Source organism: Lutimaribacter degradans, from assembly GCF_023703375.1.
In the GTDB taxonomy this organism is placed as follows: domain Bacteria; phylum Pseudomonadota; class Alphaproteobacteria; order Rhodobacterales; family Rhodobacteraceae; genus Lutimaribacter; species Lutimaribacter degradans.
Genome location: NZ_JAMQGO010000006.1, coordinates 186,668 through 212,164, shown reverse-complemented (window position 1 = coordinate 212,164; position 25,497 = coordinate 186,668). Strand labels below are relative to the sequence as shown.

30 protein-coding genes and 1 other RNA gene are annotated in these 25,497 nt (G+C 63.1%); 13 read left to right on the top strand and 18 right to left on the bottom strand.

All coding sequences use genetic code 11. The features are described 5' to 3' along the window. A partial coding sequence (locus M8744_RS11265) for a GTP-binding protein (RefSeq protein WP_251415865.1) occupies positions 1-99 on the bottom strand: 99 nt, incomplete at its 3' end. Between the two features lie 98 nt (positions 100-197). Continuing rightward, positions 198-803, bottom strand: coding sequence for a hypothetical protein (locus M8744_RS11260; RefSeq protein WP_251415787.1), 606 nt, complete (start codon positions 801-803; stop codon positions 198-200). A 129-nt stretch (positions 804-932) separates the two neighbouring features. Between M8744_RS11260 and M8744_RS11255 the strand changes: the two genes are divergently transcribed. Further along, the gene (locus M8744_RS11255) at positions 933-2,333 is read left to right on the top strand and encodes a cytochrome P450 (RefSeq protein ID WP_251415784.1); all 1,401 of its coding nucleotides are present in this window, start codon (positions 933-935) and stop codon (positions 2,331-2,333) included. On the opposite strand, the gene M8744_RS11250 is transcribed toward M8744_RS11255, so the two are convergent. Beyond that, a complete protein-coding gene (locus tag M8744_RS11250) occupies positions 2,326-4,752 on the bottom strand; it encodes a DNA topoisomerase IV subunit A (RefSeq protein ID WP_251415781.1) in 2,427 nt (808 codons plus the stop codon). The two genes, M8744_RS11255 and M8744_RS11250, sit on opposite strands and share 8 nt — an antisense overlap. Before the next feature lie 169 nt (positions 4,753-4,921). On the opposite strand from M8744_RS11250, the gene M8744_RS17835 reads away from it, so the two are divergent. From M8744_RS17835 to M8744_RS11220, 6 genes are all read left to right on the top strand, one after another. Then, complete coding sequence (locus tag M8744_RS17835; RefSeq protein WP_251415778.1) at positions 4,922-5,455, top strand: SH3 domain-containing protein; 534 nt, start codon at positions 4,922-4,924, stop codon at positions 5,453-5,455. A gap of 37 nt (positions 5,456-5,492) precedes the next feature. Further along, positions 5,493-6,320 (top strand): SDR family oxidoreductase, encoded by an 828-nt coding sequence (locus M8744_RS11240; RefSeq protein ID WP_251415760.1) that lies wholly within the window; start codon positions 5,493-5,495, stop codon positions 6,318-6,320. A 70-nt stretch (positions 6,321-6,390) separates the two neighbouring features. Further along, complete coding sequence (locus tag M8744_RS11235) at positions 6,391-6,594, top strand: twin transmembrane helix small protein (RefSeq protein ID WP_251415757.1); 204 nt, start codon at positions 6,391-6,393, stop codon at positions 6,592-6,594. A 3-nt stretch (positions 6,595-6,597) separates the two neighbouring features. Beyond that, entirely contained in the window at positions 6,598-7,170 is a 573-nt protein-coding gene (locus M8744_RS11230; protein WP_251415753.1) for a cob(I)yrinic acid a,c-diamide adenosyltransferase, read from the top strand. Positions 7,171-7,344: 174 nt separating this feature from the next. Continuing rightward, complete coding sequence (locus M8744_RS11225; protein ID WP_251415733.1) at positions 7,345-8,103, top strand: electron transfer flavoprotein subunit beta/FixA family protein; 759 nt, start codon at positions 7,345-7,347, stop codon at positions 8,101-8,103. After that, positions 8,103-9,029 (top strand): electron transfer flavoprotein subunit alpha/FixB family protein, encoded by a 927-nt coding sequence (locus tag M8744_RS11220; RefSeq protein ID WP_251415730.1) that lies wholly within the window; start codon positions 8,103-8,105, stop codon positions 9,027-9,029. The genes M8744_RS11225 and M8744_RS11220 overlap by 1 nt, the downstream gene beginning before the upstream one ends. A 53-nt stretch (positions 9,030-9,082) precedes the next feature. On the opposite strand, the gene M8744_RS11215 is transcribed toward M8744_RS11220, so the two are convergent. Continuing rightward, positions 9,083-9,910: a DUF6473 family protein gene (locus M8744_RS11215; protein WP_251415727.1), complete on the bottom strand. Its 828-nt coding sequence runs from the start codon at positions 9,908-9,910 to the stop codon at positions 9,083-9,085. Positions 9,911-10,076: 166 nt separating this feature from the next. Here M8744_RS11215 and M8744_RS11210 point away from each other — a divergent pair, with 166 nt between their 5' ends. After that, positions 10,077-10,952 carry a 3-hydroxybutyryl-CoA dehydrogenase gene (locus tag M8744_RS11210; protein ID WP_251415724.1) on the top strand — a complete coding sequence of 292 codons (876 nt, stop codon included), beginning with the start codon at positions 10,077-10,079 and terminating at the stop codon, positions 10,950-10,952. A gap of 86 nt (positions 10,953-11,038) precedes the next feature. Here the strand turns inward: M8744_RS11210 and M8744_RS11205 are convergent, their stop codons facing one another. The 3 genes from M8744_RS11205 to M8744_RS11195 all read right to left on the bottom strand — a co-directional run bounded on the left by M8744_RS11205 (position 11,039) and on the right by M8744_RS11195 (position 13,737). Then, positions 11,039-12,373 (bottom strand): 8-oxoguanine deaminase, encoded by a 1,335-nt coding sequence (locus tag M8744_RS11205; RefSeq protein ID WP_251415707.1) that lies wholly within the window; start codon positions 12,371-12,373, stop codon positions 11,039-11,041. Between the two features lie 128 nt (positions 12,374-12,501). Further along, positions 12,502-13,296, bottom strand: a complete 795-nt coding sequence (gene hisN, locus M8744_RS11200) for a histidinol-phosphatase (RefSeq protein WP_251415691.1) — start codon at positions 13,294-13,296, stop codon at positions 12,502-12,504. Positions 13,297-13,350: 54 nt separating this feature from the next. Further along, positions 13,351-13,737 carry a helix-turn-helix domain-containing protein gene (locus tag M8744_RS11195; RefSeq protein WP_251415677.1) on the bottom strand — a complete coding sequence of 129 codons (387 nt, stop codon included), beginning with the start codon at positions 13,735-13,737 and terminating at the stop codon, positions 13,351-13,353. 250 nt (positions 13,738-13,987) lie between these two features. Between M8744_RS11195 and M8744_RS11190 the strand changes: the two genes are divergently transcribed. Continuing rightward, the gene (locus M8744_RS11190; RefSeq protein ID WP_251415674.1) at positions 13,988-14,947 is read left to right on the top strand and encodes an NADPH:quinone oxidoreductase family protein; all 960 of its coding nucleotides are present in this window, start codon (positions 13,988-13,990) and stop codon (positions 14,945-14,947) included. On the opposite strand, the gene M8744_RS11185 is transcribed toward M8744_RS11190, so the two are convergent. Next, on the bottom strand, positions 14,937-15,812 hold the full coding sequence (locus tag M8744_RS11185; RefSeq protein WP_285813427.1) for a LysR family transcriptional regulator: 876 nt from the start codon (positions 15,810-15,812) through the stop codon (positions 14,937-14,939). The genes M8744_RS11190 and M8744_RS11185 overlap by 11 nt on opposite strands. Before the next feature lie 114 nt (positions 15,813-15,926). On the opposite strand from M8744_RS11185, the gene M8744_RS11180 reads away from it, so the two are divergent. After that, complete coding sequence (locus M8744_RS11180; protein WP_251415671.1) at positions 15,927-16,136, top strand: YjiS-like domain-containing protein; 210 nt, start codon at positions 15,927-15,929, stop codon at positions 16,134-16,136. A gap of 139 nt (positions 16,137-16,275) precedes the next feature. Beyond that, positions 16,276-17,013 carry a Bax inhibitor-1/YccA family protein gene (locus M8744_RS11175; protein ID WP_251415669.1) on the top strand — a complete coding sequence of 246 codons (738 nt, stop codon included), beginning with the start codon at positions 16,276-16,278 and terminating at the stop codon, positions 17,011-17,013. Between the two features lie 163 nt (positions 17,014-17,176). On the opposite strand, the gene rpmG is transcribed toward M8744_RS11175, so the two are convergent. From rpmG to M8744_RS11135, 8 genes are all read right to left on the bottom strand, one after another. Continuing rightward, positions 17,177-17,344, bottom strand: a complete 168-nt coding sequence (gene rpmG, locus M8744_RS11170; protein WP_005630270.1) for a 50S ribosomal protein L33 — start codon at positions 17,342-17,344, stop codon at positions 17,177-17,179. Between the two features lie 126 nt (positions 17,345-17,470). After that, positions 17,471-18,181 (bottom strand): DUF533 domain-containing protein, encoded by a 711-nt coding sequence (locus tag M8744_RS11165; RefSeq protein WP_251415666.1) that lies wholly within the window; start codon positions 18,179-18,181, stop codon positions 17,471-17,473. A 119-nt stretch (positions 18,182-18,300) separates the two neighbouring features. After that, an RNA gene (gene rnpB / locus M8744_RS11160) (RNase P RNA component class A) lies at positions 18,301-18,690 on the bottom strand. A 28-nt stretch (positions 18,691-18,718) separates the two neighbouring features. Beyond that, positions 18,719-19,432 carry an N-acetylmuramoyl-L-alanine amidase gene (locus M8744_RS11155; RefSeq protein ID WP_252409435.1) on the bottom strand — a complete coding sequence of 238 codons (714 nt, stop codon included), beginning with the start codon at positions 19,430-19,432 and terminating at the stop codon, positions 18,719-18,721. After that, positions 19,393-20,112, bottom strand: a complete 720-nt coding sequence (locus M8744_RS11150) for a hypothetical protein (protein WP_251415646.1) — start codon at positions 20,110-20,112, stop codon at positions 19,393-19,395. Before M8744_RS11150 ends, M8744_RS11155 begins: the two co-directional genes overlap by 40 nt. A gap of 83 nt (positions 20,113-20,195) precedes the next feature. Next, the gene (gene gatA, locus M8744_RS11145; protein WP_251415642.1) at positions 20,196-21,677 is read right to left on the bottom strand and encodes an Asp-tRNA(Asn)/Glu-tRNA(Gln) amidotransferase subunit GatA; all 1,482 of its coding nucleotides are present in this window, start codon (positions 21,675-21,677) and stop codon (positions 20,196-20,198) included. Positions 21,678-21,680: 3 nt separating this feature from the next. Then, positions 21,681-21,968 carry an Asp-tRNA(Asn)/Glu-tRNA(Gln) amidotransferase subunit GatC gene (gene gatC, locus M8744_RS11140; protein WP_251415627.1) on the bottom strand — a complete coding sequence of 96 codons (288 nt, stop codon included), beginning with the start codon at positions 21,966-21,968 and terminating at the stop codon, positions 21,681-21,683. 35 nt (positions 21,969-22,003) lie between these two features. Then, positions 22,004-22,660, bottom strand: coding sequence for a ceramidase domain-containing protein (locus M8744_RS11135; protein ID WP_251415624.1), 657 nt, complete (start codon positions 22,658-22,660; stop codon positions 22,004-22,006). Between the two features lie 115 nt (positions 22,661-22,775). On the opposite strand from M8744_RS11135, the gene M8744_RS11130 reads away from it, so the two are divergent. Beyond that, positions 22,776-23,468, top strand: coding sequence for a metal-dependent hydrolase (locus M8744_RS11130; RefSeq protein WP_251415609.1), 693 nt, complete (start codon positions 22,776-22,778; stop codon positions 23,466-23,468). Positions 23,469-23,545: 77 nt separating this feature from the next. Here the strand turns inward: M8744_RS11130 and M8744_RS11125 are convergent, their stop codons facing one another. Continuing rightward, entirely contained in the window at positions 23,546-23,986 is a 441-nt protein-coding gene (locus tag M8744_RS11125) for a DsrE family protein (protein WP_251415607.1), read from the bottom strand. Positions 23,987-24,047: 61 nt separating this feature from the next. Further along, the gene (locus M8744_RS11120; protein WP_251415604.1) at positions 24,048-24,500 is read right to left on the bottom strand and encodes a nucleoside deaminase; all 453 of its coding nucleotides are present in this window, start codon (positions 24,498-24,500) and stop codon (positions 24,048-24,050) included. 62 nt (positions 24,501-24,562) lie between these two features. Between M8744_RS11120 and M8744_RS11115 the strand changes: the two genes are divergently transcribed. Then, a complete protein-coding gene (locus M8744_RS11115) occupies positions 24,563-25,432 on the top strand; it encodes a pseudouridine synthase (protein ID WP_251415601.1) in 870 nt (289 codons plus the stop codon). Positions 25,433-25,497: the final 65 nt, after the last annotated feature.

Below are 25,497 nucleotides of genomic sequence, written 5' to 3'. Positions count from 1 at the left end.
CGTGATCGCCGCCGTCAGCGTCGTCTTGCCGTGGTCAACGTGACCAACAGTCCCGATGTTCACGTGCGGTTTGCTGCGTTCAAACTTTTCCTTTGCCATCCTTCGGACGCCTCGTGGTTTGGGGGGCACGCCATGGCCCGGTTCATACTCCGCGCGGCATTTATTGGCTTGCGCGGGGAAAATCAAGCATTGATGGGCTATCCCTCGCTTTCCGTGACCTCGTCGCCCGCATCGGCGGTTTCGGGTGCTTCAACGCTGTCGCCAGCGCCACCGAACCAGCCTTTTTCCCGCTTCATCCTGATCATGTAACTCTGGATCTGCTTTGCCGCGTTGCGGCTGAGGTTTTGCAGCTGCTGTTCCTTGGTTTGCGTCAAGCCCGAGCTCAACAGGGTCTCGCCCGACATGCTTTCGAAAACGGTGATCTGCTCGACTTCTTCGTTCAGCTTCTTGCCGGCGGCGTCATCCCAGATCGTCAGGTTGAAAATCAGGATCGACTTGGGGTTGGCCACCACCGGAATCCCCGGCTGGGCCAGCACGTACCCTTCGACCGAGATGCCGAAATGATACAGTTTCTCGCCCTCGTAGCGATCGAACCGTTCGCCCAGGGCGTCCAGCATCGCCTTTTCCCATTCTTCCGCATCGGCCTCGCGCGACAGCGGGCCCTTTGTCAGATTGGGGGAAACGACAACCCTGTGACCCAGTTGGAAATCACCGAGATCCGCGGCCGGGCCGGCAAGGTCATTGGCGTTTGTGCACGCAACAAGCGTGACAAGACCGGCGATCAGCGCAAGAACTCTGAACATCTGAAATTCCCCCAAGACATGCAATACGTCCTCGGCATAGCCCAGCAACACGACCGGCGCAATCTGACGGCGGGGAATTGTCGATCGGGGCCCGGCGCCCTACCTTGAACCGGCAGGAGGTCGTCCGACATGCATCCCGATACTCTACCCGTCCATGTACCCCTGGTGCGCGAGCCCTGGGGGATCTTGAAAAGCCTTAACGCTGCACGCCAGAACGTGTTGTCGATCATCCCCGAAATCGCCACGCGACAACCGATGGTGTCGGGCAAGACCGGCAAGCGCTGGCACATGGTCATGGACCCGGACGCGATAAAGCACATCCTGCTTGAGGCGTTGGATGACTACCCGAAATCGGACGTCACCAAGAACCTGCTACGCCCGGCAATCGGCGAGTCGCTGTTCATTGCCGAAGGCGCGCATTGGCGTTGGCAACGGCGTGCGGCCGCACCGGTGTTTTCCCATCGCAACGTGATGAACCTTGCGCCGATCATGACCCACGCCGCCGAAGCGGCAAGCGCACGGGTGGCCGCGGCCGGCCCGCGCGCGGTCAACATGGCCGAAGAAATGGTCCGCGCCACATTCGACGTGATTTCAGACGTGACCTTCTCCGGCGATGGCGGGTTCGACCGCGACGCCGTGCATGGTGCGATCGACGCCTATATCGCCGAGGCCGGCAAGATCAGTCTGTTCGACATACTGGGTTTTCCCGACTGGGTGCCGCGTCCGGGGCGGATGGTTTCGGGCGCGGCGCTGCGTGAAATGAAAAAAGTGGCCGACGACGCGATCGACGCGCGGCGCGATGGGTCGGGCGACGGCGTGCCCGACCTGCTGGACCTGTTGCTTGAAGGCGAAGACCCCAAGACCAAGCGCCGGATGGACACGGGCGAGTTGCGCGACAACCTGCTGACCTTCATCGTCGCGGGGCACGAAACCACCGCGCTGACATTGGCCTGGTCGCTATACCTGTGCGCCTTTGACCAGGTCGTGCAGGATCGCGCCCGCGCCGAAGCCCACACCGTGCTGGGCGACCGTGCGGCCACGGGCGATGACGTGGCCCGCCTGCCCCTTGTCAGGCAGATCGTGGACGAGGCGCTGCGCATGTATCCGCCCGCCGGCATCATCAGCCGCACCGCGCAGAAACATGATGTTCTGTGCGGGCGCGAGGTTCGCCCCGGCGACACGATCATGATTCCGATCTATGCGCTGCATCGCAACCACCTGCTGTGGGACGCGCCCGACACCTTTCGCCCCGAGCGCTTCGCCGACCCGAAAGCGATTGATCGTTATGCCTACCTGCCGTTCGGCGACGGGCCGCGGATCTGCATCGGGGCCAGCTTCGCGTTGCAGGAATCGGTGATCATTCTGGCGACGCTGCTGGCGCGCCACCGCTTCACGCCGGTGCCGGGAAAAGACCCAAGGCCGGTGATGATCCTGACCCTGCGCCCAGAGGGCGGCGTGTGGCTGGAGGCCGAGCCGGTCGCGGCGCCTGCCGCCCCATCCGGCCGAGCGCAGGGCGCGCCCGTTACGTGAACCGGTTGTCCCTTGGAAAACCGCGCGGGGCCATGCGGCCCGCGCTGGCGCGCTTGCCCGTCCATTCGGTCAATTCCGTTTCGGTGCGGGTGCGCCCGGCCGGGTCAAGCCAGCTAAGCCCTTCGGCTCGGGCAAAGGTGCGCGCGTCGGACAATCCGCCATCCTTGTATTTCTGCAAGCGAACGCCCTTGCCGCGGGTCATTTCCGGCAGTTCGTCAAGGTCAAAGACCAGCACCTTGCGGTTCTCGCCCACCACCGCCACGCTGTCGCCGGAAACCGGGGTGCAGACGCGGGCGCGCACGTCACCCTTGACATTCAGCACCTGCTTGCCGCTGCGCGTCTGGGCCACGATCTCGTCTTCGGGCACGATGAAACCGTCCCCCGCCGACGACGCGACCAGCAGCTTTCGGCCCGGACGATGGATGAACAGGTCGATGATCTCGACCTCGTTGGGCAGGTCCACCATCAGGCGGACCGGCTCGCCCATGCCCCGCCCTCCGGGCAGGTTGACGGCTTGCAGCGTGTAGAACCGCCCGTTCGAGCCAAAAACCAGCAGCCGGTCGGTGGTTTCGGCGTGAAAGATGAACCGAGGGCCGTCACCATCCTTGAATTTCAACTCGCGCGAAAGGTCGATATGGCCTGTCATCGCGCGAATCCAGCCCATCTGCGAACAGACGACGGTGATCGGCTCACGTTCGATCATCGCTTCGATCGGCACCTCCTCGACCACGCCCGCCTCGGCGAACCGGGTGCGGCGCGCGCCGCTTTCGGATTTGGCGCCGAATTTCTTGCGCACTTCGCGCAGTTCTTCGGCCACGCGGGACCATTGCAGGCTGTCGTCTTCCAGCAGGTCCATGATGTCGGCGCGTTCAGCCATGAGCTTGTCCTGCTCGGCGCGCAGTTCCAACTCTTCAAGCCGGCGCAGGCTGCGCAGGCGCATGTTCAGGATCGCCTCGGCCTGGATGTCCGACAGCCCTTCGTCGCGCCGGTCAAAACGGTAGGGCACGCCACGGGGCACATCGCTGTCATCGGTCAGCGCCTCGGGAAGAACGGCGCCGGGGTCGCTCACCAGCGTCAAGGCCTCGCGGTCGACCCCCAGCAATGGCGAGACGTAATCGGCCTCGGACGTGGCGCGGCGGATCGTGCCCTGATGCGCGGTCGACCAATCCTCGTACATCAGCGCGGCCTTGGGATCTTCGTCATAGCGGATGATGTCGATCACCCGGTCGAGGTTCAAAAAGGCCACCATCAACCCTTCGAGCACCTCAAGACGGTGGTCGATCCGCGCCAGCCGGTGGCGGGCGCGGCGCATCAGAACCTCGCGCCGATGATCGAGGAAGGCACGCAACACCTGTCTCAGGCTGCAAACCCTTGGCGTGACCCCGTCGATCAGCACGTTCATGTTCAGGCTGAACCGAGTTTCCAGGTCGGAATTGCGAAACAGCGTGCCCATCAAAACATCGGCGTCGACATTTTTCGAGCGCGGTTCCAGCACGATACGAATGTCATCGGCGCTTTCGTCGCGCACATCGGCCAGGATCGGCACCTTCTTGGTCTGAATGAGCTCGGCCAGTTTTTCGATCAGCTTGGATTTTTGCACCTGGTAGGGAATTTCGGTGACGACAATCTGCCATTGACCACGGCCCAGATCCTCGGTTTCCCACTTGGAACGCAGGCGAAAGGCCCCACGGCCAGTGCGATAGGCCTCGGCGATGTTCTCGGGCGGTTCGACGATGATGCCGCCAGTTGGGAAATCGGGGCCGGGTATGTATTGCAACAGCGTGTCATCGCGCGCATCGGGCGACTTGATGAGGTGGAGACAGGCGCCGATCAACTCGTCGATGTTATGCGGCGGAATGTTGGTTGCCATGCCCACCGCGATGCCGCTGGCACCATTGGCCAGAAGGTTGGGGTAGGCTGCCGGCAACACGGCGGGTTCGGTCAAGCGGCCATCGTAATTGGGCCTGAAATCGACCGCGTTCTCATCAAGCCCCTCAAGCAGCGCCTCGGCCATCACGGTCATCCGGGCCTCGGTATAGCGGCTGGCGGCAGGGTTGTCGCCGTCGATATTGCCGAAATTCCCTTGCCCGTCGACCAGCGGATAACGCACGGCGAAATCCTGCGCCAGGCGCGCCATCGCATCATAGATCGCGGCATCGCCATGCGGGTGGAAATCGCCCATCGTGTCACCGCTGATCTTGGCGGATTTGAGGAACCTTCCATTTGCCGACAAGCGCAGGCGGCTCATCGCGTAAAGGATGCGCCGATGCACGGGCTTCAGCCCGTCGCGCGCATCGGGCAGCGCGCGGTGCATGATCGTGGACAGCGCATATGTCAGGTACCTGTCGCCGATCGCACGGCGCAGAGGTTCAGACATCGCGGGCAGGCCGCCCTCGGGGGTGTCGGTGGTGTCGGTCATTCCCAAGCTGATAAACGGCGCACGAATCTGCGTAAAGCGATTTGCAGGTAATTTCGCGGGAAATCCCCTGCGACACACGCGAATCGTGTATAAGGAACATAAGCGGATTTTTGCTGCCGCGTGTTTGTGTGTTTCTTTGCCTGGGGGCGGTATGTGGCGCTTGATATTGGTGACGTTCGGTTTTCTGGGGTGGAGCTTTTACGAGCTTAGCGGAGGTGGCGATTACGCGCCGCGTAGCGGCTCGTTGCAGGCCGGGGGGTTCTCGGTGTTTGCCCCGGTCGCGCCCGCCGCCACGATCAATCCCGCGCCACCGTCATCCGGCGACGAGGTGGCGCGTGCCGCATTCGACCCCGGCGAATTGCCCCGTGTGAATGTCAGCCTGCCCAGCATTGCCGCACCAGACAGAACCAAGCCCGTTTTCGAAAAGGCCCGCGTGGTAAGCGCGGCCACCACGCCCACCGCCCCTGCCCCCGAAGCGGTTCCCGCGCCCGAACCGCAATCCGACCTGCGCGAAATCTCGGGGAACGTGGTCAACATGCGGATGGGGCCGGGCACGAAATTCAACGTCGCCACGACATTACGCCGTGGCGACCTGGTCGAGGTGCTGGATGACCCTGGCACCGGCTGGCTGAACTTGCGGGTCGTTGATACCGGGCGCGTCGGCTGGATTGCCGATTTCCTGGTCACGGCGGGCTTAGACTGATTGCCAAAGCGCGCGGTTTTCCCCACTAATCGCGCGCATGAAACCATCCATCCTGATCACCGGCTGCTCCAGCGGCATCGGATACGACGCGGCGCATGGCCTGCGCAGCCGGGGGTGGCGCGTATTCGCTGCCTGCCGCCAAGCCGCCGACGTGGCACGGTTGGCCGACGAGGGGTTCGAGGCGGTGCAACTTGATTATGCCGCGCCCGACAGCATCGCCCAGGCTTTGGACGAGGTTCTGGCCGCGACGGGTGGCACGCTGGATGCGCTGTTCAACAACGGCGCCCATGCCTGCCCCGGCGCGGTCGAGGATCTGCCCACCGGCGCGCTGCGCGAGATATTCGAGACCAACCTGTTTGGCTGGCACGACCTGACCACCCGCGTGATCCCGGTGATGCGGGCGCAGGGACACGGGCGAATCGTCAACTGTTCGTCCGTTCTCGGGCTGGTGGTGATGCCGTGGCGCGGCGCCTATGTCAGCACCAAGTTCGCGCTTGAAGGCCTGACCGACACGCTGCGCGTCGAAATGCGCGACACCCCGATTCATGTCAGCCTGATCGAGCCAGGGCCGATCACCTCGAAGATCAGAGTGAATTCGATCCCGTATTTCGAACGATGGATCGACTGGGAGAACAGCCCGCGTGCCGCGCAGTATCGTGGCAAGCTGCTGAAACGGTTATACGAATCGCGCGGCCCCGACAGGTTCGAACTGCCCCCGGGCGCGGTCACCGCGAAATTGTTGCGCGCGCTTGAGGCAAAAAACCCCCGCCCGCGCTACTACGTGACGACGCCCACGTATATAATGGGCGCTCTACGACGCGTGCTGCCGGCCCGCGCGCTTGACTGGATTCTCGCCAAGGGGTGAATTTCCGGTTCGCTTTTTGCGCACAGGCCCCTACATGGCCCAGCACTGAACAAGAGGGACGAACAAGCAGATGATGAACGATCCGCTGTTTTACGTGGTTGCCGCCGCCTGCCTGGCCGTGCTTGGCATACTGGTGCTGGGTATTTCCAACTTCGGCAAGGGCACGCTTGAGGCCGCCAAGAAATCCAACCGGATGATGAAACTGCGAATCGTGGCGCAATTCATCGCGGTTGTTCTGCTTTTGCTGTTCGTCTGGCTGCGTAGCGGGGGATAAGACATGGTCGTTCTTAACAAGATCTACACGAAAACCGGGGATCACGGGGAAACCGCCCTTGGCAATGGCACGCGGGTGGCCAAGCATGCGCTGCGGGTCACGGCATATGGCACCTCGGATGAGCTGAATGCTTTTGTTGGCGTGGCGCGGCTACATGCCGACGGCGAGATCGACGCCGGCCTGATGCGCATCCAGAACGACCTGTTCGACCTGGGCGCCGACATGTGCACCCCCGACATGCACAAGGATTCCGAGCGCGAATATCCACCACTGCGCATGGCCGCCGAACAGGTGGCGCGGCTGGAATCGGAAATCGACGCGATGAATGCCAAGCTTGAACCCCTGCGCAGTTTCATCCTGCCCGGCGGATCGGCGCTGGCCGCGCAATTGCACGTGTGTCGCACGGTAGCGCGCCGGGCCGAAAGGCTGACGGTTGAGCTTGCGACCATGGAAACGGTCAACCCCGAGGCGGTGAAATACCTCAACCGCCTGTCGGATTGGTTCTTCGTGGCCGGCCGCATCGCCAATAACGACGGCAAGGACGATGTCTTGTGGGTTCCGGGCGCGAACCGCTAAGCTGCGAACTAGCGCGGCGTGGCATGGTGAGAATTGCGGCAAAACGCGGCGTCGCAACGCCGCAACATGACGTTTTTGCCCTGTTTCCCGCGCGCTCAAGAATATATCAAGCGCCAGAGAGCATTTGGGGGAGTCGACCTCGGCGCCCCGTAACCTAATAGGGAGACCACGCCAATGAAGGTACTTGTGCCTGTTAAGCGCGTGATCGACTACAACGTGAAGGTCCGCGTCAAGGCGGATGGCAGCGGTGTCGATCTCGCCAACGTCAAGATGTCGATGAACCCCTTTGACGAGATTGCCGTCGAAGAGGCGATCCGCCTGAAGGAAAAGGGTGTCGTCGAAGAGGTTGTCGCCGTGTCGATCGGCGTCAAGCAGGCGCAGGAAACCCTGCGCACCGCGCTGGCCATGGGCGCCGACCGCGCGATCCTGGTCGTTGCCGCCGATGACGTGCACCAGGATATCGAACCGCTGAGCGTCGCCAAGATACTTGCCAAGATCGTCGAGGAAGAGCAGCCCGGCCTGGTAATCTGCGGCAAGCAGGCGATCGACAACGATATGAACGCCACCGGACAGATGTTGTCGGCGCTGATGGGCTGGAGCCAGGCAACGTTTGCCTCAGAGCTGGACATCGACGGGGACAAGGCGGTTGTCACCCGCGAGGTCGATGGCGGCCTGCAGACCATCAAGGTGTCGATGCCCACCGTTGTCACGGTCGACCTGCGCCTGAACGAGCCGCGTTATGCCACGCTGCCGAACATCATGAAGGCCAAGAAAAAGCCGCTGGATGAAAAGACGGCCGAAGATTACGGCGTCGATGTCAGCCCGCGCCTGACGATCGTCAAGACGTCCGAGCCGCCCGAGCGCGCCGCCGGCGAGATGGTAGGGTCGGTCGACGAGCTCGTGTCCAAACTCAAGGAAAAGGGGGCGGTGTAATGGCTGTTCTTCTGCTTGCCGAAGTGAACAATGGCGAATTGGCGATGGATGCCACGGCCAAGGCCGTGACCGCGGCAAAGACGCTTGGCGACGTGACCGTGCTGTGCGCGGGCGCATCGGCTGCGGATGCCGCGAAAGAAGCTGCCACCATCGATGGCGTCGCCAAGGTTCTGGTTGCCGAGGATGAAGCACTGGGCCATCGCCTGGCCGAATCCACCGCTGACCTGATCGTGTCGCTGGCCGGTGATTACGATCACATCGTCGCCCCTGCCACCACCGATGCCAAGAACGTGCTACCGCGCGTGGCCGCGCTGCTGGATGCGATGATGCTGACGGATGTGTCTGGCGTCGTCGATGCCGACACGTTCGAGCGCCCTGTCTATGCCGGCAACGCGATCCAGACGGTGAAATCGTCGGATGCGAAGAAAGTGATCTCGTTCCGCACGGCCAGCTTCGACGCGGCAGGCACCGGCAACTCGGCCACGGTTGAAACGACAAACGGTGCCAAGGCATCGGGCCTGTCGGAATGGGTCGAGGACAAGGTTGCCGAGAGCGACCGGCCTGAACTGACCTCGGCCGGCGTTGTCGTATCGGGGGGCCGCGGTGTCGGCTCGGAAGACGATTTCGCGCTGATCGAGAAACTGGCCGACAAACTGGGCGCCGCCGTGGGCGCATCGCGCGCGGCAGTCGACTCGGGCTTTGCCCCGAACGACTGGCAGGTGGGCCAGACCGGCAAGGTGGTTGCACCCGACCTGTATATCGCGGTCGGCATCTCGGGCGCGATCCAGCACCTGGCCGGCATGAAGGATTCGAAAATCATCGTCGCCATCAACAAGGACGAAGAAGCCCCGATTTTCCAGGTGGCAGATTACGGCCTGGTGGCTGACCTGTTCGACGCCGTGCCCGAACTGATCGAAAAACTGTAAGCGCCCCGTGCGACAACAGCGAAAGGCCCGCCCTTCCGGCGGGCCTTTTTCGTTCAGGCATAGGCTGTCAAGGCAGGCAAAAGCCGCGCGGCGACCTCAAGATGGGCTTTGGGGCCGGGCAAAGTGGCGGCGGCGGCCTGTTCGCCTGCGGGGAAGATCATGCCATCGGTCCCCGCGGCCTTCACGGCGGCGCTTGTCGCCACTTCGACAATATCGGCCACGTCGGGGCGCAGGCTCTCGATCATTTCGCGCGTAATGAATAACGGGTCCGGGCCCAGTCCCGGCACGCTGTCGGACAGGGGTGGATACCGGTCGGCGAACCACAGCAGGATAACCCGGCCGTCCAACCGATCGGCCAACAGTCTAGTGCGCGCAACCCAGGCGTCTTGCAACTCGTCGCGGAGCATTTGAAAACGGGCCGGTGCGAATTGCGCCAGGCTTTCCAGCATGTGCCGCGTAAAGATAAACTCGGTGAAGTCGACATCGCGAAATATCTGGCGCATCAGATTGGATGCCTTGACGAAGCGATCGTTGCGCCTTGGATGAACCGTGTAATAGCGGTTCGACATGTTCTGCGCCCCACCGATCTGCAGCACGCAGACCCGCGCGCGGCTGACGATTTCCATGATGCTGGGATCATGAAGATAAAGATCGTGACCGGCATTCACGCAGCCGAGGTTCACGCAGGACAGGGCCAAACGGTCACGCAGCAACGCGGGAAATGGCCGCTCGATGAACTTGCCATAGGTTTCCGTGCCACCCAAAAATGCCGCGTAAGGCCTGTGCAGCGACTGCGCGGGGCCCCGAAAGGTCACCCGCGAAGCCCCGTAACGGCACGGCTCGTAGTCGAGGCCAAGCGGCCCCGTCATCTGGAAAGACATGGTTCCCACCAATCGTTTCGTTACTCACCCATGCCAAGATTCGGACAAAGCCATTTACAATGGCTTAAACCCGCAATTCTCAGAGAATTGCGCGGGCCTCCGGGCCTTGCAGCCGGTCGCAGGGCGTGTCTATGGTGCGGGCGCATAGCAGGATAGGAGAGCGTACATGGAGATTCAGACCATCGGCGTCGTGGGCGCAGGACAGATGGGCAACGGGATCGCCCATGTCATGGCGCTGGCCGGATTTGACGTGCTGATGAGCGATATCAGCAAGGAAGCGCTGGATGCCGCCATCGCCAAGATTGACAAGAACCTGTCCCGCCAGGTCAGCCGCGAAAAGATTGGCCAGGCCGAGAAAGACGCCGCGATGGGCCGGATCAAGACAACGCTGACACTGACCGACCTGGGCCCATGCGACCTGATCATCGAGGCCGCGACCGAACGCGAAACCGTGAAACAGGCGATCTTCGAAGACCTGCACCCGCATCTCAAGCCGCATACCATCCTGACTTCTAATACCTCGTCTATTTCGATAACCCGCCTGGCCAGCCGCACGGACCGGCCGGAAAAGTTCATGGGTTTCCATTTCATGAACCCGGTACCGGTGATGCAACTCGTGGAACTGATCCGGGGCATCGCCACCGATGAAGAGACCTACAAGGCCTGCCTGGCGGTGGTGGAAAAGATCGGCAAAACGGCGTCGAGTGCCGAGGACTTCCCGGGTTTCATCGTCAACCGCATCCTGATGCCGATGATCAACGAGGCCGTCTATACCCTGTACGAGGGGGTGGGCAACGTGCGCTCGATCGACGAGGCGATGAGGCTGGGCGCGAACCACCCGATGGGGCCGCTGGAACTGGCCGACTTCATCGGGCTGGATACCTGCCTGGCCATCATGAACGTGCTGCATGACGGGCTGGCCGATACGAAGTATCGCCCCTGCCCGCTGCTGACAAAATACGTTGAGGCGGGTTGGCTGGGCCGCAAGACGCAGCGCGGTTTCTACGACTACCGGGGCGAGGTTCCTGTTCCGACGCGCTGAAGCGCGGGCACGCCCGCGCTGGGGGGGGGCGCTGCCCCCCGGCACCAATGGTGCCTCCCCCCGGGGTATTTGCAGCAAGAGGAAGATCAGGCCGCCAACGCGCGAGCCAGACGGGTCTGACGTTCGACAACGGTTGGCAGGTCGATCGTGGTGATCTGCCCGTCACGCACGATTTGGCGACCTTCGACAAACAGGTGTTTGACGCGGCTGGGGCCGGCCAGCAGCAGCGCGGCTTTATCCCAACTGCCGGCGCTTTCTATCCCGCTCGTGTCCCAGATCGCGATATCGGCGCGTTTTCCCGGCTCAAGCCGTCCGCAATCTGGCCGGCCCAGTATGTCGGCCCCAGCTCGGGTGGCAATTTCCAACGCTTCACGCGCGCTCATGGCATCCGCGCCTTGGGCCACGCGCTGCAAAAGCATGGCCTGCCGCGCCTCGGCGATCAGGCTACCTGCGTCGTTGCTGGCCGAACCATCCACGCCCAGCCCCACGGGCACGTCGGCATCACGCATCGCGCGCAACGGGGCGATTCCGCTGCCCAGGCGACAGTTGGAACAGGGGCAATGGGCCACGCCGGTGCGGCTGCGCGCGAACAGGTCGATCTCGGAGCCGTCCAGTTTCACGCAATGGGCGTGCCAGACATCGTTACCCGTCCAGCCCAGGTCTTCGGCATATTGACCGGGCCGACAGCCGAATTTTTCCAGGGAATAGGCGATATCCTCGTCATTCTCGGCCAGGTGGGTGTGCAGCATCACGCCCTTGTCGCGCGCCAGGGTCGCGGTTTCACGCATGAGCGCGCGAGTGACCGAGAAAGGCGAGCATGGGGCCAGCCCGACGCGGCACATCGCGCCTTCGGCCGGATCGTGGAAGGCGTCGACCACGCGGATCATGTCGGCCAGGATCGCCTCTTCGCGTTCAACCAGGCTGTCGGGGGGCAGGCCACCCGCGCTTTCACCAATGCTCATGGCACCGCGGGTGGGGTGGAACCGCAGCCCCGTTTCGGCGGCGGCATGGATCGTGTCGTCGAGCCGTGCCCCGTTGGGAAAAAGATACAGGTGGTCCGAGGTCAGGGTGCAGCCCGACAGCGCAAGTTCAGCCAGACCCGCCTGCGCGCTGGTGAACATGTGCTCGGGAGTGAACCGGGCCCAGATCGGGTAAAGCGTTCGCAACCAGCCGAAAAGCAAGGCATCCTGTGCCCCGGGCACCGCGCGGGTGAGCGTCTGGTAGAGATGGTGATGGGTGTTGACCAGGCCGGGAGTAACGACACCCCCGGTCGCAAGGATCGTTTCACCCGTGCTTTCCAGACCTTGCCCGATCTGGGCGATTACCCCGTCACGTATAAGAATGTCGGCACCTGACAATTCACGGCGGTCTTCATCCATTGTCAGGATGGTGTCGGCATTACGGATCAGAATTTCTGTCATGGTTGGCCCCTCGGCAGATCACCCCCTCGGGACAACGGGGCGCGCCGGAAAGGGGCAAGAGACGCGCGGGGCATTTTAGCATGCCGTTTGCGCCGCGCAAAATTCCATCACGGAAATTCAGCAACCGATCAGGGCGCGCGGGACAGAATGGCCAAAGCGGCATCGTGCTGCTGACGACCGGCCGCGGCAATCACGCGGCCACCTTGATGGGCCGGGCCACCCTGCCAGTTGGTGACGATGCCTCCCGCGGCTTCGATAACCGCCATCGGTGCCTGGATATCGTAATTGGAAAGGCCCGCTTCGATCACCAGGTCGATCTGGCCGGCGGCGAGCAGCGCATAGGCATAACAATCCATGCCATAGCGGGTCAGCTTGACCAGGCGGGCCACTTCGGCAAAAGCGGCCGCTTCACGCGTCGTTCCCAACTCGGGGAAGGTGGTGAAAAGCACCGACTGGTCAAGCGGCCTGTCGCCGCGCACGGCCAGATCACGCGCGCCCATCGGGCCGTGCATGGCGGCCTGCCCGAAACCGCCCCAGAAACGTTCGCCGATGTAAGGCTGATCAACGATGCCAAAGATGGGAACACCGTCGCGGGCTGCCGCGACCAGCACGCCCCAGGTGGGCGTGCCCGACATGAACCCGCGCGTACCATCTATCGGGTCAAGCACCCAGGTGATACCGCTTTGGCCGGGTGTATTGCCGAACTCTTCGCCAATGATGCCGTCACCAGGGCGCCTTTGTTGCAAGACGGCGCGCATGGCCTGTTCCGCCGCGCGGTCGGCCTCGGTCACCGGATCGAACCCCGAGGCGTCCTTGTTTTCGGTCGCCAGGTCGGCACGCCGGAAATATGGCAGGATCGCCCTGCGGGCAGCGTCGGCCGTCGCATGGGCTGTCTCGATGATCGCTGCGTCCTGTGTCGCCATGACCGGGCCTTTCCAAGGGAAGTTGCCTGCCCCTACCCCAGTGCGCGGCGGGCCTCAAGCCACGTCGGACAGCACCCGCGCCAGTTCGAACAGCCGGCGTCGCTGGTTTTCCGGTATCGCGTAATAAGAGCGGACGAGGTCCATCGCTTCCTTGTCGCCGATCAGATCTTGAGGCAGATCGTGCGGCGCACCCTCGGTGCCAGCCCCCTCGTTGCCATGTTCGGTGTTGAGCCCTTCGAAGAAAAAGCTGACGTCGACGTCCAGCGCCTCGGCAATGTCCCAAAGACGCGAGGCGCTGACGCGGTTGGCCCCGGTTTCGTATTTCTGGATTTGCTGGAACTTGATCCCGACGCTTTCCGCCAGTTTCTGCTGTGTCATCCCAACCAGCCAGCGACGCTGACGAATGCGTTTTCCAACGTGAACATCCACCGGATGCGCCATTTTTCCACTCCAATCAATTTGCTTCAGAAAAGCCCGGCCCCGGCCAATCGAATAGAAAGGCCAGGCCAACCTCTTGGCCTGGCGGCCATATTGATACCATTTCTGCCACACGATCAACGGGTTTTACACGCCTTTTGGGCGACCCTATACCTTTGCACCACAATTTATGGGTGATTGCCCTTCATCGCGCCGTTTGACACCATGCCTGCACCTGCGCATCCTGCGCCAAAGACCCGTTCAGGAGAAGCAGATGCGTGCATTCACGGTGCCCGGCACGGGGGCGATGGCCTCGGTCACTGACAGGCCCGTGCCCCGGCCCGGCCCCGGTGAGCTGCGCCTGAAGATCGAGGCATGCGGGCTGAACTTCGCCGATCTGCTGATGGAGCAAGGCAAGTACCAGGACATGCCCGAGCCACCCTTTACCCTTGGCATGGAGGTGGCGGGCGTGGTCGACGCGCTTGGGCCCGATGTCGAAGGACCATCACCGGGCACCCGCGTGGCGGTTTTCGGCGGACAAGGCGGTTTGGCCGAATTTGGCTGTTTTCCCGCCAAACGGACCGTGCCCCTGCCCGATGGCATGAGCGCGACGCACGCCGCCGCTTTCCAGGTCGCCTATGGCACCAGTCACGTGGCGCTGCACCACCGCGCGCAGATGCAGCCGGGCGAAACCTTGTTGGTGCTGGGCGCGGCTGGCGGTGTCGGGCTGACCGCCGTCGAGGTGGGCAAGCTGATGGGCGCCACGGTGATCGCCTGCGCGCGCGGGGCCGACAAGCTGGAAATCGCGGCCAAGGCTGGGGCCGACCACGTGATCGACGCGACAAGCGATGATATCCGCGCCCGCGTCAAGGCGCTGGGGGGCGCAGATGTGGTGTATGACCCGGTGGGCGGAGAGCAATGGCAAGCGGCCTTTCGCGTCTGCAAGCCCGAGGCGCGGCTGCTGCCCATCGGCTTTGCCAGTGGCGAGGTGCCGCAAATCCCGGCCAATCACCTTATGGTCAAGAACCTGAGCGTGCTGGGCGTCTACTGGGGCGGTTACCTCAAATTCCGCCCCGAGGTCGTGACAGACAGCATCCGCACGCTGCTGGGCTGGTATGCCGAGGGTCGGCTGAAACCCCATGTAAGCCACGTTCTGCCGCTTGAACGCGCGCGTGACGGGCTGGAATTGCTGCGGGCGCGCAAATCCACCGGCAAGGTGGTGATCACCCCGTAAGGCGCAGATCGTCGGGTTTTGCGGCAAAGGCCTTGCGCAACGACTGTCGCAGTTCATCGATTATGCCCCCCCGATCAACGCCCGGCGCGTACATGTTGATCTGTTGCACACCCAGGTCGGGCAGGCTGCCACCATGAGGCACGGCCTCTTGATGCGGGGGGATGCTGCCTTCCAGCAGGGCGCCGATGGCAAGATCGGCGCTTATCAACGCCTCGACCGAGCGGTCGTCATTGGAATCGACAGTCATTTCCCAATCGATCCCGGCGGCGTCCAGCGCCCGGATCGCCTGCGGACGAAAGGCGCACTTGGTACAAAAGGCCAGCCGCAACGGGCGCAAACGCCAGCTTTGCCCGCCCTTGGCCCCGGCCCAACGCAGCGGAACATGCGCCAGCGTTTCGCCCCCCGGCCGCGGAGCCGATTCCGTGGTCAGGATCAGGTCGACCTGACCGTGGTCCAGCGCATCATGAAGCTCGACCGTGCTGGACGAGCGCAGCGTGACCTTGACCCGCGGGAACGCCACGTTGAACGATTTCAGCACCTGCGGGATCACCGGATAGACGATGTCATGCGGGGCGCCCAGGATCACCTCGCCTTCAAAGGCCTGGTCGGTCAGGCGCATCATCACCTCGTCATTCAATTGCACCATGCGCCTGGCATAGCTGAGCATCTGTTCACCGTTCTGCGTCAGCGCGATCCGCCGCGCGGATCTGTCGAACAGGGCCAGCCCCAACAGGTCTTCCAGCCGCTTCAGCTGCATGGACACCGCCGATTGCGTCAGGTTCAGATGCGCGGCGGCGCGTGTGACACCGCGCAGTTCAGCTACCGCGACGAACGAGCGGAGCGTGGTGATGTCCATGTTTCTCATATCACGAATCCTGATGACGAAGTGCAAAAACATTCGTTTTTCAAATTAGACCATCTGGCGTATCAGATCAACAGAACTGATGGAATCGCACCGTGCATCACGAAAGGAAAATGAATGACCACGCTGCAACATACCGCAAGCCGGCGGCTTGCCGGCCTGCCCCGCCCCCGCCGCAGCCTGGCACAGTTGTTCGACCTCTATCGCCAACGTCGCGCGCTGGCCCAGCTCGACGATGCAGCCCTGCGCGACATCGGCAAAACCCGTGCCGAAGCCCGCGCCGAGGCACGCCGGCCCGTCTGGGACGCACCCGCGCATTGGCGCTGATCGGGCATCACCGCCAATTCATGACCATAACAGTCATATTAAGCGCGCAAGACACTTGAAACAGAGCGCCACCCGACCGATATTCGAGGCAAGACCCGACAATCCGTCCGGGTCAAAAAGTTCCGCATCGGAGGGATGAATGGCTGAATATGAAACAATCCGGACGGCAGCTGGTAGCCGCACCGCCCAGGTTGACGAGGGCCTGCGCGCCCACATGAACAAGGTCTACGGCACGATGTCCGTAGGCATGCTGGTGACATTTGCCGTGGCTTGGGCCGTCGGCACCAGCCCGCAATTGCTCAGCGTGTTCCGCGATCCGGTCACGCTTAGCCCGAATATCCTGGGCTGGATCGTGATGTTTGCCCCGCTCTTGATGGTGTTCGGCTTCGGCGCGGCCATCAATCGCCTGTCGGCGGCTGGCGCACAGCTGTTCTTTTACGTCTTCGCAGCCGTCATGGGCCTGAGCCTGTCGTGGATTTTTGTGGCCTTCACCGGCTTTTCCATCGCGCAGGTGTTCCTCGTGACGTCGATCGCCTTTGCCGGCCTGTCTTTGTGGGGATATACCACGAAGAAAGACATTTCGGGCTGGGGCAGCTTCCTGATCATGGGCGTGATCGGCCTCATCGTGGCGTCGATCATCAACATCTTCCTCGGCTCGCCCGCGATCATGTTCGCGATCTCGATCCTGGGTGTCCTGATCTTTGCCGGCCTGACGGCCTATGACACGCAGGATATCAAGAACGAGTACCTGGCCCATGCGCAGCATGGAGACAGCGAATGGCTGGGCAAGTCCGCGATCCTGGGTGCGCTGCGCCTGTACCTGGACTTCATCAACATGTTCATGTTCCTGCTGCAACTGCTGGGCAATCGCGAATAATCCAGCGAAAGAAGCAGTCATGCGAAGGGCCGGTCATTTGACCGGCCCTTTTTCATTTACTCTGACACCAGTGTGCCCCACATCCCGATACACCCGCGCCACACGCGAAAAAGCCGCGCAGGCGGGGCCAGCGCGGCTTTCATTCTGATCGGGTCAGGCGATCTTACTTGATCTTGCCTTCCTTGTATTCGACATGCTTGCGCGCGACCGGGTCATACTTGCGAACGGTCATTTTCTCGGTCATCGTGCGCGCGTTTTTCTTGGTCACGTAGAAGTGGCCCGTGCCCGCGGTCGAGTTCAGGCGGATCTTGATTGTGGTCGGCTTCGCCATTGTCGCTCTCCTGCACAGGGCGGAGTGCTGCCGCCCGTGAAATCCTTTGAAGCCCGCCTTTTACCCGTGCCCGCCGCAGAGTCAACACCGAAACCCGGTGTGAGGCCGAGAATTTGCGCACGGCCGTCACAGCGGCGGGCGGCCCATGCCCCGGTGCAGCGCGCCAATCGTATCATCATCAAGCTGCAACGCCTGCGCCAAACCCCGCAGATAGGTGCGTTCGCCTTCGGTATCGGCGGAAATGGCCATCAGCGCGGCGGAATAGACCTGGGCGCGCATCGCGTCGCCGGTATCGCGTGCCAGCGCCATCGGATCGACAGGCGCATCCAGTGCCGTCTCGACAAAGGTAATCTCGTCTACGCTTGCATCCGACAGATGATCGAGGATTTTCTTGCGTTCATCGGCATCAATATCGCCATCGGCCTTGGCGGCCTGTATCATGGCGCGGATCATCAGGCGGGCGTTTTCCTCGCTCGCGGCGCCTGCCGCGGTGCCTTGGGTCAGGGTTGCCATCATGTCTGACACGCCGCGGGCACCCGCGCCGGCGGCACTCGTCATCGCACCCATCAAGCTGGCCAGTCCCTGTTCCGTGGCATCCGTTGCCTCGGCCGCCTGCCCACCGAAGCGGTTGAACATGTCTCGCATGTTCTCCTGTTTGACGGGCATCCCCATTTTCCCGGCCATCTCGGCCATCTGGTCGGCCATGCCGCCGGGTGCCCCGGCGCTGCGCATCGCATCCTTGACGCCCGAAAGGCCGCCCATTTCCTTGACCTTTTGCACACCGCGCGCGGCGGCGAACCCCACGGTCAGCGCGGCCAGTGTCTTGACGAAGCTCATGATCTGTTCCTCCTTGTTGGAGGCAGTCTAACACGCCTTTCACAACAGTCACTTCAAGACACTCGGCGCGACCCGGCCTCCAAGCCGAGCGAGGAAACCGCTAATGCAGGCAGACAGATACGCGCGGAGGGCCTGTAAGCCGGATTTTGTCCAAGGGGTGACCCTTTGGATGACCATTCATCTACGGGCACCGTTACCGGGGCCCTTCAGCTGCCAACCCGATCCCCTGGGTCGAGACGTACCCTGCGGCGATATCGGTTGCCCGATCAGCCCGCGCGGAGATCCTATTCGGCATTGCTCCCGGTGGGGCTTGCCATGCGGAGGCTGTTGCCAGCCTCCCGGTGGGCTCTTACCCCACCGTTTCACCCTTGCCCGCCGCGTGGACGGGCGGTTTATTTTCTGTGGCGCTTTCCGTCAGGTTGCCCTGCCCGGGCGTTACCCGGCACCGTTGTCTCGTGGAGTCCGGACTTTCCTCGGACGTTGCCGCCCGCGGTCATCCAGCCCTCCGCGCGTGGCCCAGATAGGCGCTTTACCCGGTCAGGTCCATAGCGCAGGCTGGTCTAGCGGCGAAAAATCGGCAGGCACCAAGGGCCCTCGCGCTCCAGGCCGGTAGCGCAAGCGCACGGCCTGCAGCAGGGTCGCGTCATCCACATCGGCCGTGTAACCCACCTCCGCGGCCAGGCGACGAAACCGCTCCGGATCTGGGGTTTCGGGCGGGGCGCCCGTGCCGCGGGCTGCGGCCAGACCCAGCCGCTCCAATCGCGCCCAATCGAACCTGGGACCGGGGTCGTGCTTGCGACCCGGGGCCATGTCGGAATGGCCGATCACACCATCGACGGGAATACCCCACCGTTCAAGGATCGTCGGCAACAAGCCTTCCAGCGTGTTCATTTGAGGGGCGGAAAACGGATGATCCCCGCAATTGTCCAACTCGATTCCGATCGAGCGGGAGTTCACATCAACGATGCCCCGCCATTGGCCCGCGCCCGCATGCCAGGCGCGCATGGTTTCGTCGACCATTTGCCAAAGCGTGCCGTCGGCGCCTATCAGGTAGTGAGCCGAAACTTCGGCCGTCGGGTCGCATAAACGGGCAAGGGCTGCATTGGCGCCATCCATCGCGGTGTAATGAAGCACGACCAGCTCAGGCAATGCCCCATCGCGCCTTGGCCCGAAATTGGGCGACGGATGCCAGATTGCGCGCGGCAGGGGAATTAGCCTCCGCGCACCATGCGGAACGGCGTCGGATCCCAAGAACAGGCAAACCCGTCACCATCGGGATCAAGCCCCAAACGGTCACGCTGCGGGCCGCCACGGGCCAGAAAATCTTCTTGTGCGCGGTCGGACGACGCGTATTTCGCGCAATTGCGCTCATAACGGGCCTGGCTGTTCAGCCCGGAGCGACGATACAGCGCCGTGCCCTTCGGGTTGGTAGTGCGCAATGCGAAATCGACGATATTCGGCCCGCGCGACCCGGGGCGGCTCGGCAGGGCCTCGGGTTGAACAACCTGGTACTGGGCACGGTTTCGGGCAAGGCGCTGTGCATCGCTTTCGATGCTGCGTAGGTTCGAAACGTTCTCGAAATCGTTTTCCTCGCTGATGCCGGCATCGTTCACGGCCTCGGGTGGCGGATTCGACGGGTCAGCCTGAACCGGGGTCACCCCGGAATTGAGCAACGCTGCCGTATCGGCGGCCAGGCGCTCGGCCTCGGTCGCTGCCTCGGGTCGCGCCTGCGTGGCGGGTGCAGTGCCCTGGGTGACCTGGGCCTGCGCTTGCGGCGTGTTGCGCCCGGTGCCGGGCACCTCGTCGGAAATGACGCCTGCCGGCGGGGTGGCCGTGCCAATCAGGGCCGCGTCGCGCGCGGCTTGCTGTTGCTGGTATTCACTGTAGTCGCCGAATCCGACGCCCGCGCCGCTATCGGGAACGGCGGTCATACAGGCGGAAAGCGAAAGTGCCGCCGCACAAAAAAGAAAAACACGCATTGTCTGCATCCTGCCTGACCTGATTTTCAGGCGGTTTACCACCATTTCGCGGGCTTTGCCACAAAGCCGGCCGCACGTTCCAGTGCATAGGCGGTATTGAGCAGATCGCCCTCTTCCCACGGCCGGCCGATCAGTTGCAGCCCCAGCGGCAAACCCTGCTTGTCAAGCCCGGCTGGCAAGCTGACACCCGGCAGCCCCGCCAGGTTGACCGTCACGGTAAACACGTCATTCAGATACATTTGCACAGGGTCTGCCTGCGCCATCTCGCCCAGGCCGAAGGCTGCGCTGGGAGTGGCTGGCGTCAGGATGGCGTCGATGCCGCTGTCGAAAACCTGTTCGAAATCGCGCTTAATCAACGTGCGAACCTTACGCGCGCGATTGTAATAAGCGTCATAAAAACCTGCCGACAGAACGTAAGTGCCAACCATCACGCGGCGCTGCACCTCGTGGCCAAAGCCTTCGGCGCGGGTTTTCTCGTACATCTCGGTGATACCGTCGCCCTGCGCCAGCTTGGCGCGGTGGCCATAGCGCACCCCGTCATAGCGTGCGAGGTTCGAAGACGCCTCGGCCGGGGCGATCACGTAATAGGCGGGCAGCGCGTATTTCGTGTGCGGCAAGGAAATGTCGCGGATCTCGGCCCCGGCATCTTTCAGCATCGCGGTACCATCAGCCCAGAGCTTTTCGATCTCTTCGGGCATGCCATCCATGCGATATTCGCGCGGAATCCCGATGACCTTTCCCTTTACATCGCCTGTCAGCATCGCCTCGAAATCGGGCACGGGAATGTCGGCGCTGGTCGAATCCTTCGGGTCATGCCCGCACATCGCCTGCAACATGATCGCGGCGTCGCGCACATCCTTGGTCATCGGGCCGGCCTGGTCGAGGCTGGAAGCAAAGGCCACGATGCCCCAGCGCGAGCAGCGGCCATAGGTCGGCTTGATACCCGTGATGCCGGTGAAGGCGGCAGGCTGGCGGATCGAACCGCCGGTATCGGTGCCGGTTGCCGCAAGGCACAGATCGGCCGCCACGGCCGCGGCCGAACCACCGGACGAGCCGCCGGGCGTCAGCGCGCGGTCATCGACTTTCCAGGGGTTCACCACGTTGCCGTAAACGCTGGTTTCGTTCGAGCTGCCCATGGCGAATTCATCCATGTTCAGCTTGCCCAGCATCACGGCGCCATCGTCAAGCAACTGCTGACTGACGGTGGATTCGTATTCCGGCTTGAACCCTTGCAGGATGCGACTCGCGGCCTGGCTGTCGACACCTTTTGTGCAGAACAGATCCTTTATGCCGATGGGCAAGCCGCACATGGCGGGCGCGTCGCCCTGCGCAATGCGGGCATCGGCGGCGCGGGCGCGCTCCAGCGCGATCTCGGGTGTCTTGTGCACGAAGGCGCCCAGCGCATCGGCGCCCTCGATTGCATCGAGGCAGGCCTGCGTCAGCTCGACGCTGGTCACGTCGCCCGCGCGCAGTTTGTCACGCGCCTCGGCCAGGGTCAGTTTGTTCAGCTCAGTCATGGCTTACTCCATCACCTTGGGCACCGCGAAGAAGCCTTCGCGGGCATCCGGTGCATTCGACAGGATCTTTTCGGGCATGTGGCCATCGGTCACCACGTCCTCGCGCCGCTTCAGGCGCTGGGGGGTGACGCTGGTCATCGGTTCGACACCGTCCACATCCACCTCGTTCAGTTGCTCGATGAAACCGAGGATGGTGTTGAATTCATCCGCCAGCGCCGGCAGCGCATCGTCCTCAACCTTGATGCGGGCGAGCTTGGCCACCTTGGCGGCTGTTTCGAGGTCGATCGACATGGGTGATCTCCGGGGTTTTAAAGGTCACACCGCGTTTAGCGCCGTGCGCCTGCGCCCGCAAGCATGTGGCGGCGATAAACCGCGATCATCCAACCCAGCATGGTGGCATTCAGGACGTGCCACAGGAAATGCGTGCCCGTGGGTACGGCGCGGCAGACCTGCATATCGATCGTTCGGAAAAACAACGACACGACCAGGATACCCGCCCCGATGGCCAAGCCACGCGAAACCCGTGGCAGGCGGCGGCGCAGCAGAAGCGCGTAGACCAGTATCAGCAATGGCACAGGCGCATACCCCGCCGAGCTGCCCAGCCCCGGCACCATCTGGAACAATGGCACCGTGACGGCTGCATAAGGAAAGAACAGCGCGGTCAGACCAAGCGCGGGCCAAGGGCGCAGGCCCCAATAGGCGCGGTTGGCGGTGTAAATATATAACAGGATGAACCCCAGGATCGGCAGCACATCGGCCATCGCCGCCCAGGCGGTGGCGTGGGTGTGAAACAACCAGCTTCCGACCCCGATGACCGCCAGCACGGCGCACAACGCGCGCGCCAGCGGCAGGCCCCGCACCTGCGGCCAAAGGATGGCCGCGGCAATGATAAAGGCCAGGTTGGTCAGCGCGTTTACCGGCTCGGCCCAGTAGTCGGGGCCAAGTCTTTCGCAATAGCTGTCGATCTGCCGCGTCCAATCCATCACACTCCTCCGCCCGCCAGAGATACGCCGCCACGCCCACCGTTCAATGCCCCTTTTCAGCGCGGCCTGCCGTGTTACCCTTTCGCCGACAAGACAACGCGAGGGAGACAACACGATGAATATCACATGGCTGGGGCACGGCTCGTTCCGTATCGAGATCGCGGGGCAGGTTCTGCTGGTCGACCCATGGCTGAGCGGCAACCCGATGCTGCCCGAAGATCAGCACGAGGCCGCGGTGCAAGGCGGCACGCATATCCTGCTGACGCATGCGCATTTCGACCACATCGTTGACGCGCTGGCACTGGCGCGCAAGCTGGGCGTGCCTGTCGTGGGCCAGTATGATCTGATGACGCACTGGGAAGAGCACGAAAAGATCGAGACCATCGGCTTCAACAAGGGCGGAACGATCGACCTGGGTGGGCCCAAGGTGACGATGGTGCACGCGGTCCACTCTACCTCGATGGCCACGGACGATGGGCCAAAGGTCGTCGGCACCGAATGTGGTTTCATGATCGAGGGCGACGGCCACACCATCTACCTGTCAGGCGATACCGACGTGATGGCCGACATGAAGGTGTTCAACGACCTGCACAAGCCAGATATCGGCATCCTGTCCGCAGGCGGACATTTCACCATGGACATGAAACGCGCAGCCTACGCGGCCAAGACGTTCTTTGACTTCAAGACGGTGATCCCCTGCCACTACAAGACGTTCCCCTTGCTGGAACAGTCGGCCGACGCGATGAAAGAGGCGCTGCCGGACGTCGACGTGATAGAGGCCGAAGTGATGAAACCCATCAGCTTCTGATCCGGGTCGGGCACGCATGGGCGCGTGCCGGGCAGCGTTACGGGCGCGCCATCCTTGCCGGCGCGCCCGGCCCACCGTCAGGGCCGCAGGTAGGCGTAACCGTCGTATTGCAGCTCCATCAGGCGCACTGCGCCCGAGGCAACCTCGGTCGCTTCGTCGACCAACGGTACGTCCTTTTGCAGTTTCTGCTTCATCGCCTGCACCGTGTTCAGGCAGGCAGAAAACTTGATATTGTCCATTTCCAGAGACATCATCGAAATCCGGTCTTTCACCGGCGAGGTGTCCTCGCGCAGCATGTGGACGCCGGGGCCGTAGGTGACGATCTCGATCACCACGTCCTGGCCCATGCTGTTATAGTGCTTGGCGATGTTGGCCGCATTGTTCAGCGCCATGTTCATGGTCTTGACGTTATCCTCGTCCACGTGGATCGCCACCTTGGCTGCCGGTTCGGCCCAGGCCAACGTGGCCGAAAGCGTCAACGCCGCTGCGGCGAGGGTCGCGCGTTTCTTCAGTGACATTATAGGTTCCTCCCTTGGTCAGAAGGTCATGAAACCTGCAGATGGCGGTTGGGGCAAGCCTTCATTGTCGGCGCGACTTGAAGAACGCGCGCAAAAGCGCCTCGGCCTCGGTCGAGCCGATCCCGTCATAAACCTCGGGTGCGTGGTGGCACTGGGCGTGCGAAAACACCCGTGCGCCATGGGCCACGCCCCCCGATTTCGGGTCGTTTGCCGCGTAGTAAAGCCGCCGGATACGCGCAAAGGATATCGCCGCGGCGCACATCGGGCAGGGCTCCAGCGTGACATAGAGGTCATGCCCCGGCAGCCGTTCCTGGCCCAGCGCGGCACAGGCCGCGCGGATGGCCAGCACCTCGGCATGGGCCGTCGGGTCGTGCAACGTGCGTGTGCGGTTGCTTGCCCGCGCGATCACCTGCCCGCCCGGCGCCACCACGACGGCCCCCACCGGCACCTCGCCCCGGTCGGCGGCGGCGCGCGCCTCGTCCAACGCGGTCTGCATGTGGCTTGCGAACTCCATCCCTTGCACATGCCGTGCAAAGGGCGCTTTCGCAAGGCTGCGCTTTGCGGCATACACCGCGCATGAACGACACAAGCAAACAGGGCGAACGCATCGCCAAGGTCATCGCCCGTGCCGGCCGCGCCAGCCGGCGCGAGGCCGAACGCCTGATCGCGGAGGGCCGCGTCACCGTCAACGGCAAGACGATCGACAGCCCCGCGCTGAACGTCGGAGCCACCGACGCGATCACCGTGGACGGCCAACCCCTGGCCGCGCCCGAGCCGCCGCGCCTGTGGCTGTATCACAAGCCGACGGGCCTGGTGACGACCACGAGCGATGAACAGGGCCGCGAAACGATTTTCGACAAACTGCCTGCCGACATGCCCCGGGTGATGAGCGTTGGCAGGCTTGACCTGAATTCCGAAGGGCTTTTGCTGCTGACCAACGATGGCGGAATCAAGCGCCAACTGGAATTGCCCAGCACGGGCTGGCTGCGGCGCTACCGCGTGCGGGTCAAGGGCCGGGTGGATGATGCCACGCTGGAGCCCCTGCGCCGCGGCATCGAGTCCGATGGCCAGACCTTCCAGCCGATGGAGGCATCGCTTGACCGCCAGCAGGGCGCCAACGCATGGCTGACCGTGGGCATCCGAGAGGGCAAGAACCGCGAGATCCGTCGCGCGATGGAGGCGGTGGGCCTGACCGTGAACCGCTTGATTCGCGTCTCTTACGGGCCATTCCAACTGGGCAAGCTGGCGCGTGGCCAAGTCGAAGAGGTGCGCCGCCGCATCCTGCGCGACCAGTTGGGCCTGACGCCCGAGGACATGGGCGAAACGCAACCCGAACGCAGCGTGCGGCGGGGCCCGCGCAAGCCGGGCAAGCCTACGCGCGGCGCCGCAGACCCGTCGCGGCGCCTGTCACGGCCGGGCCGAAAATCGGACAAAGGCCGCCGCTAATGGCACCTCCGCTATCTTCCCCCTAGCAAGCGTGGCATCCATCCCCTACCTTTTGGTAACGTTCA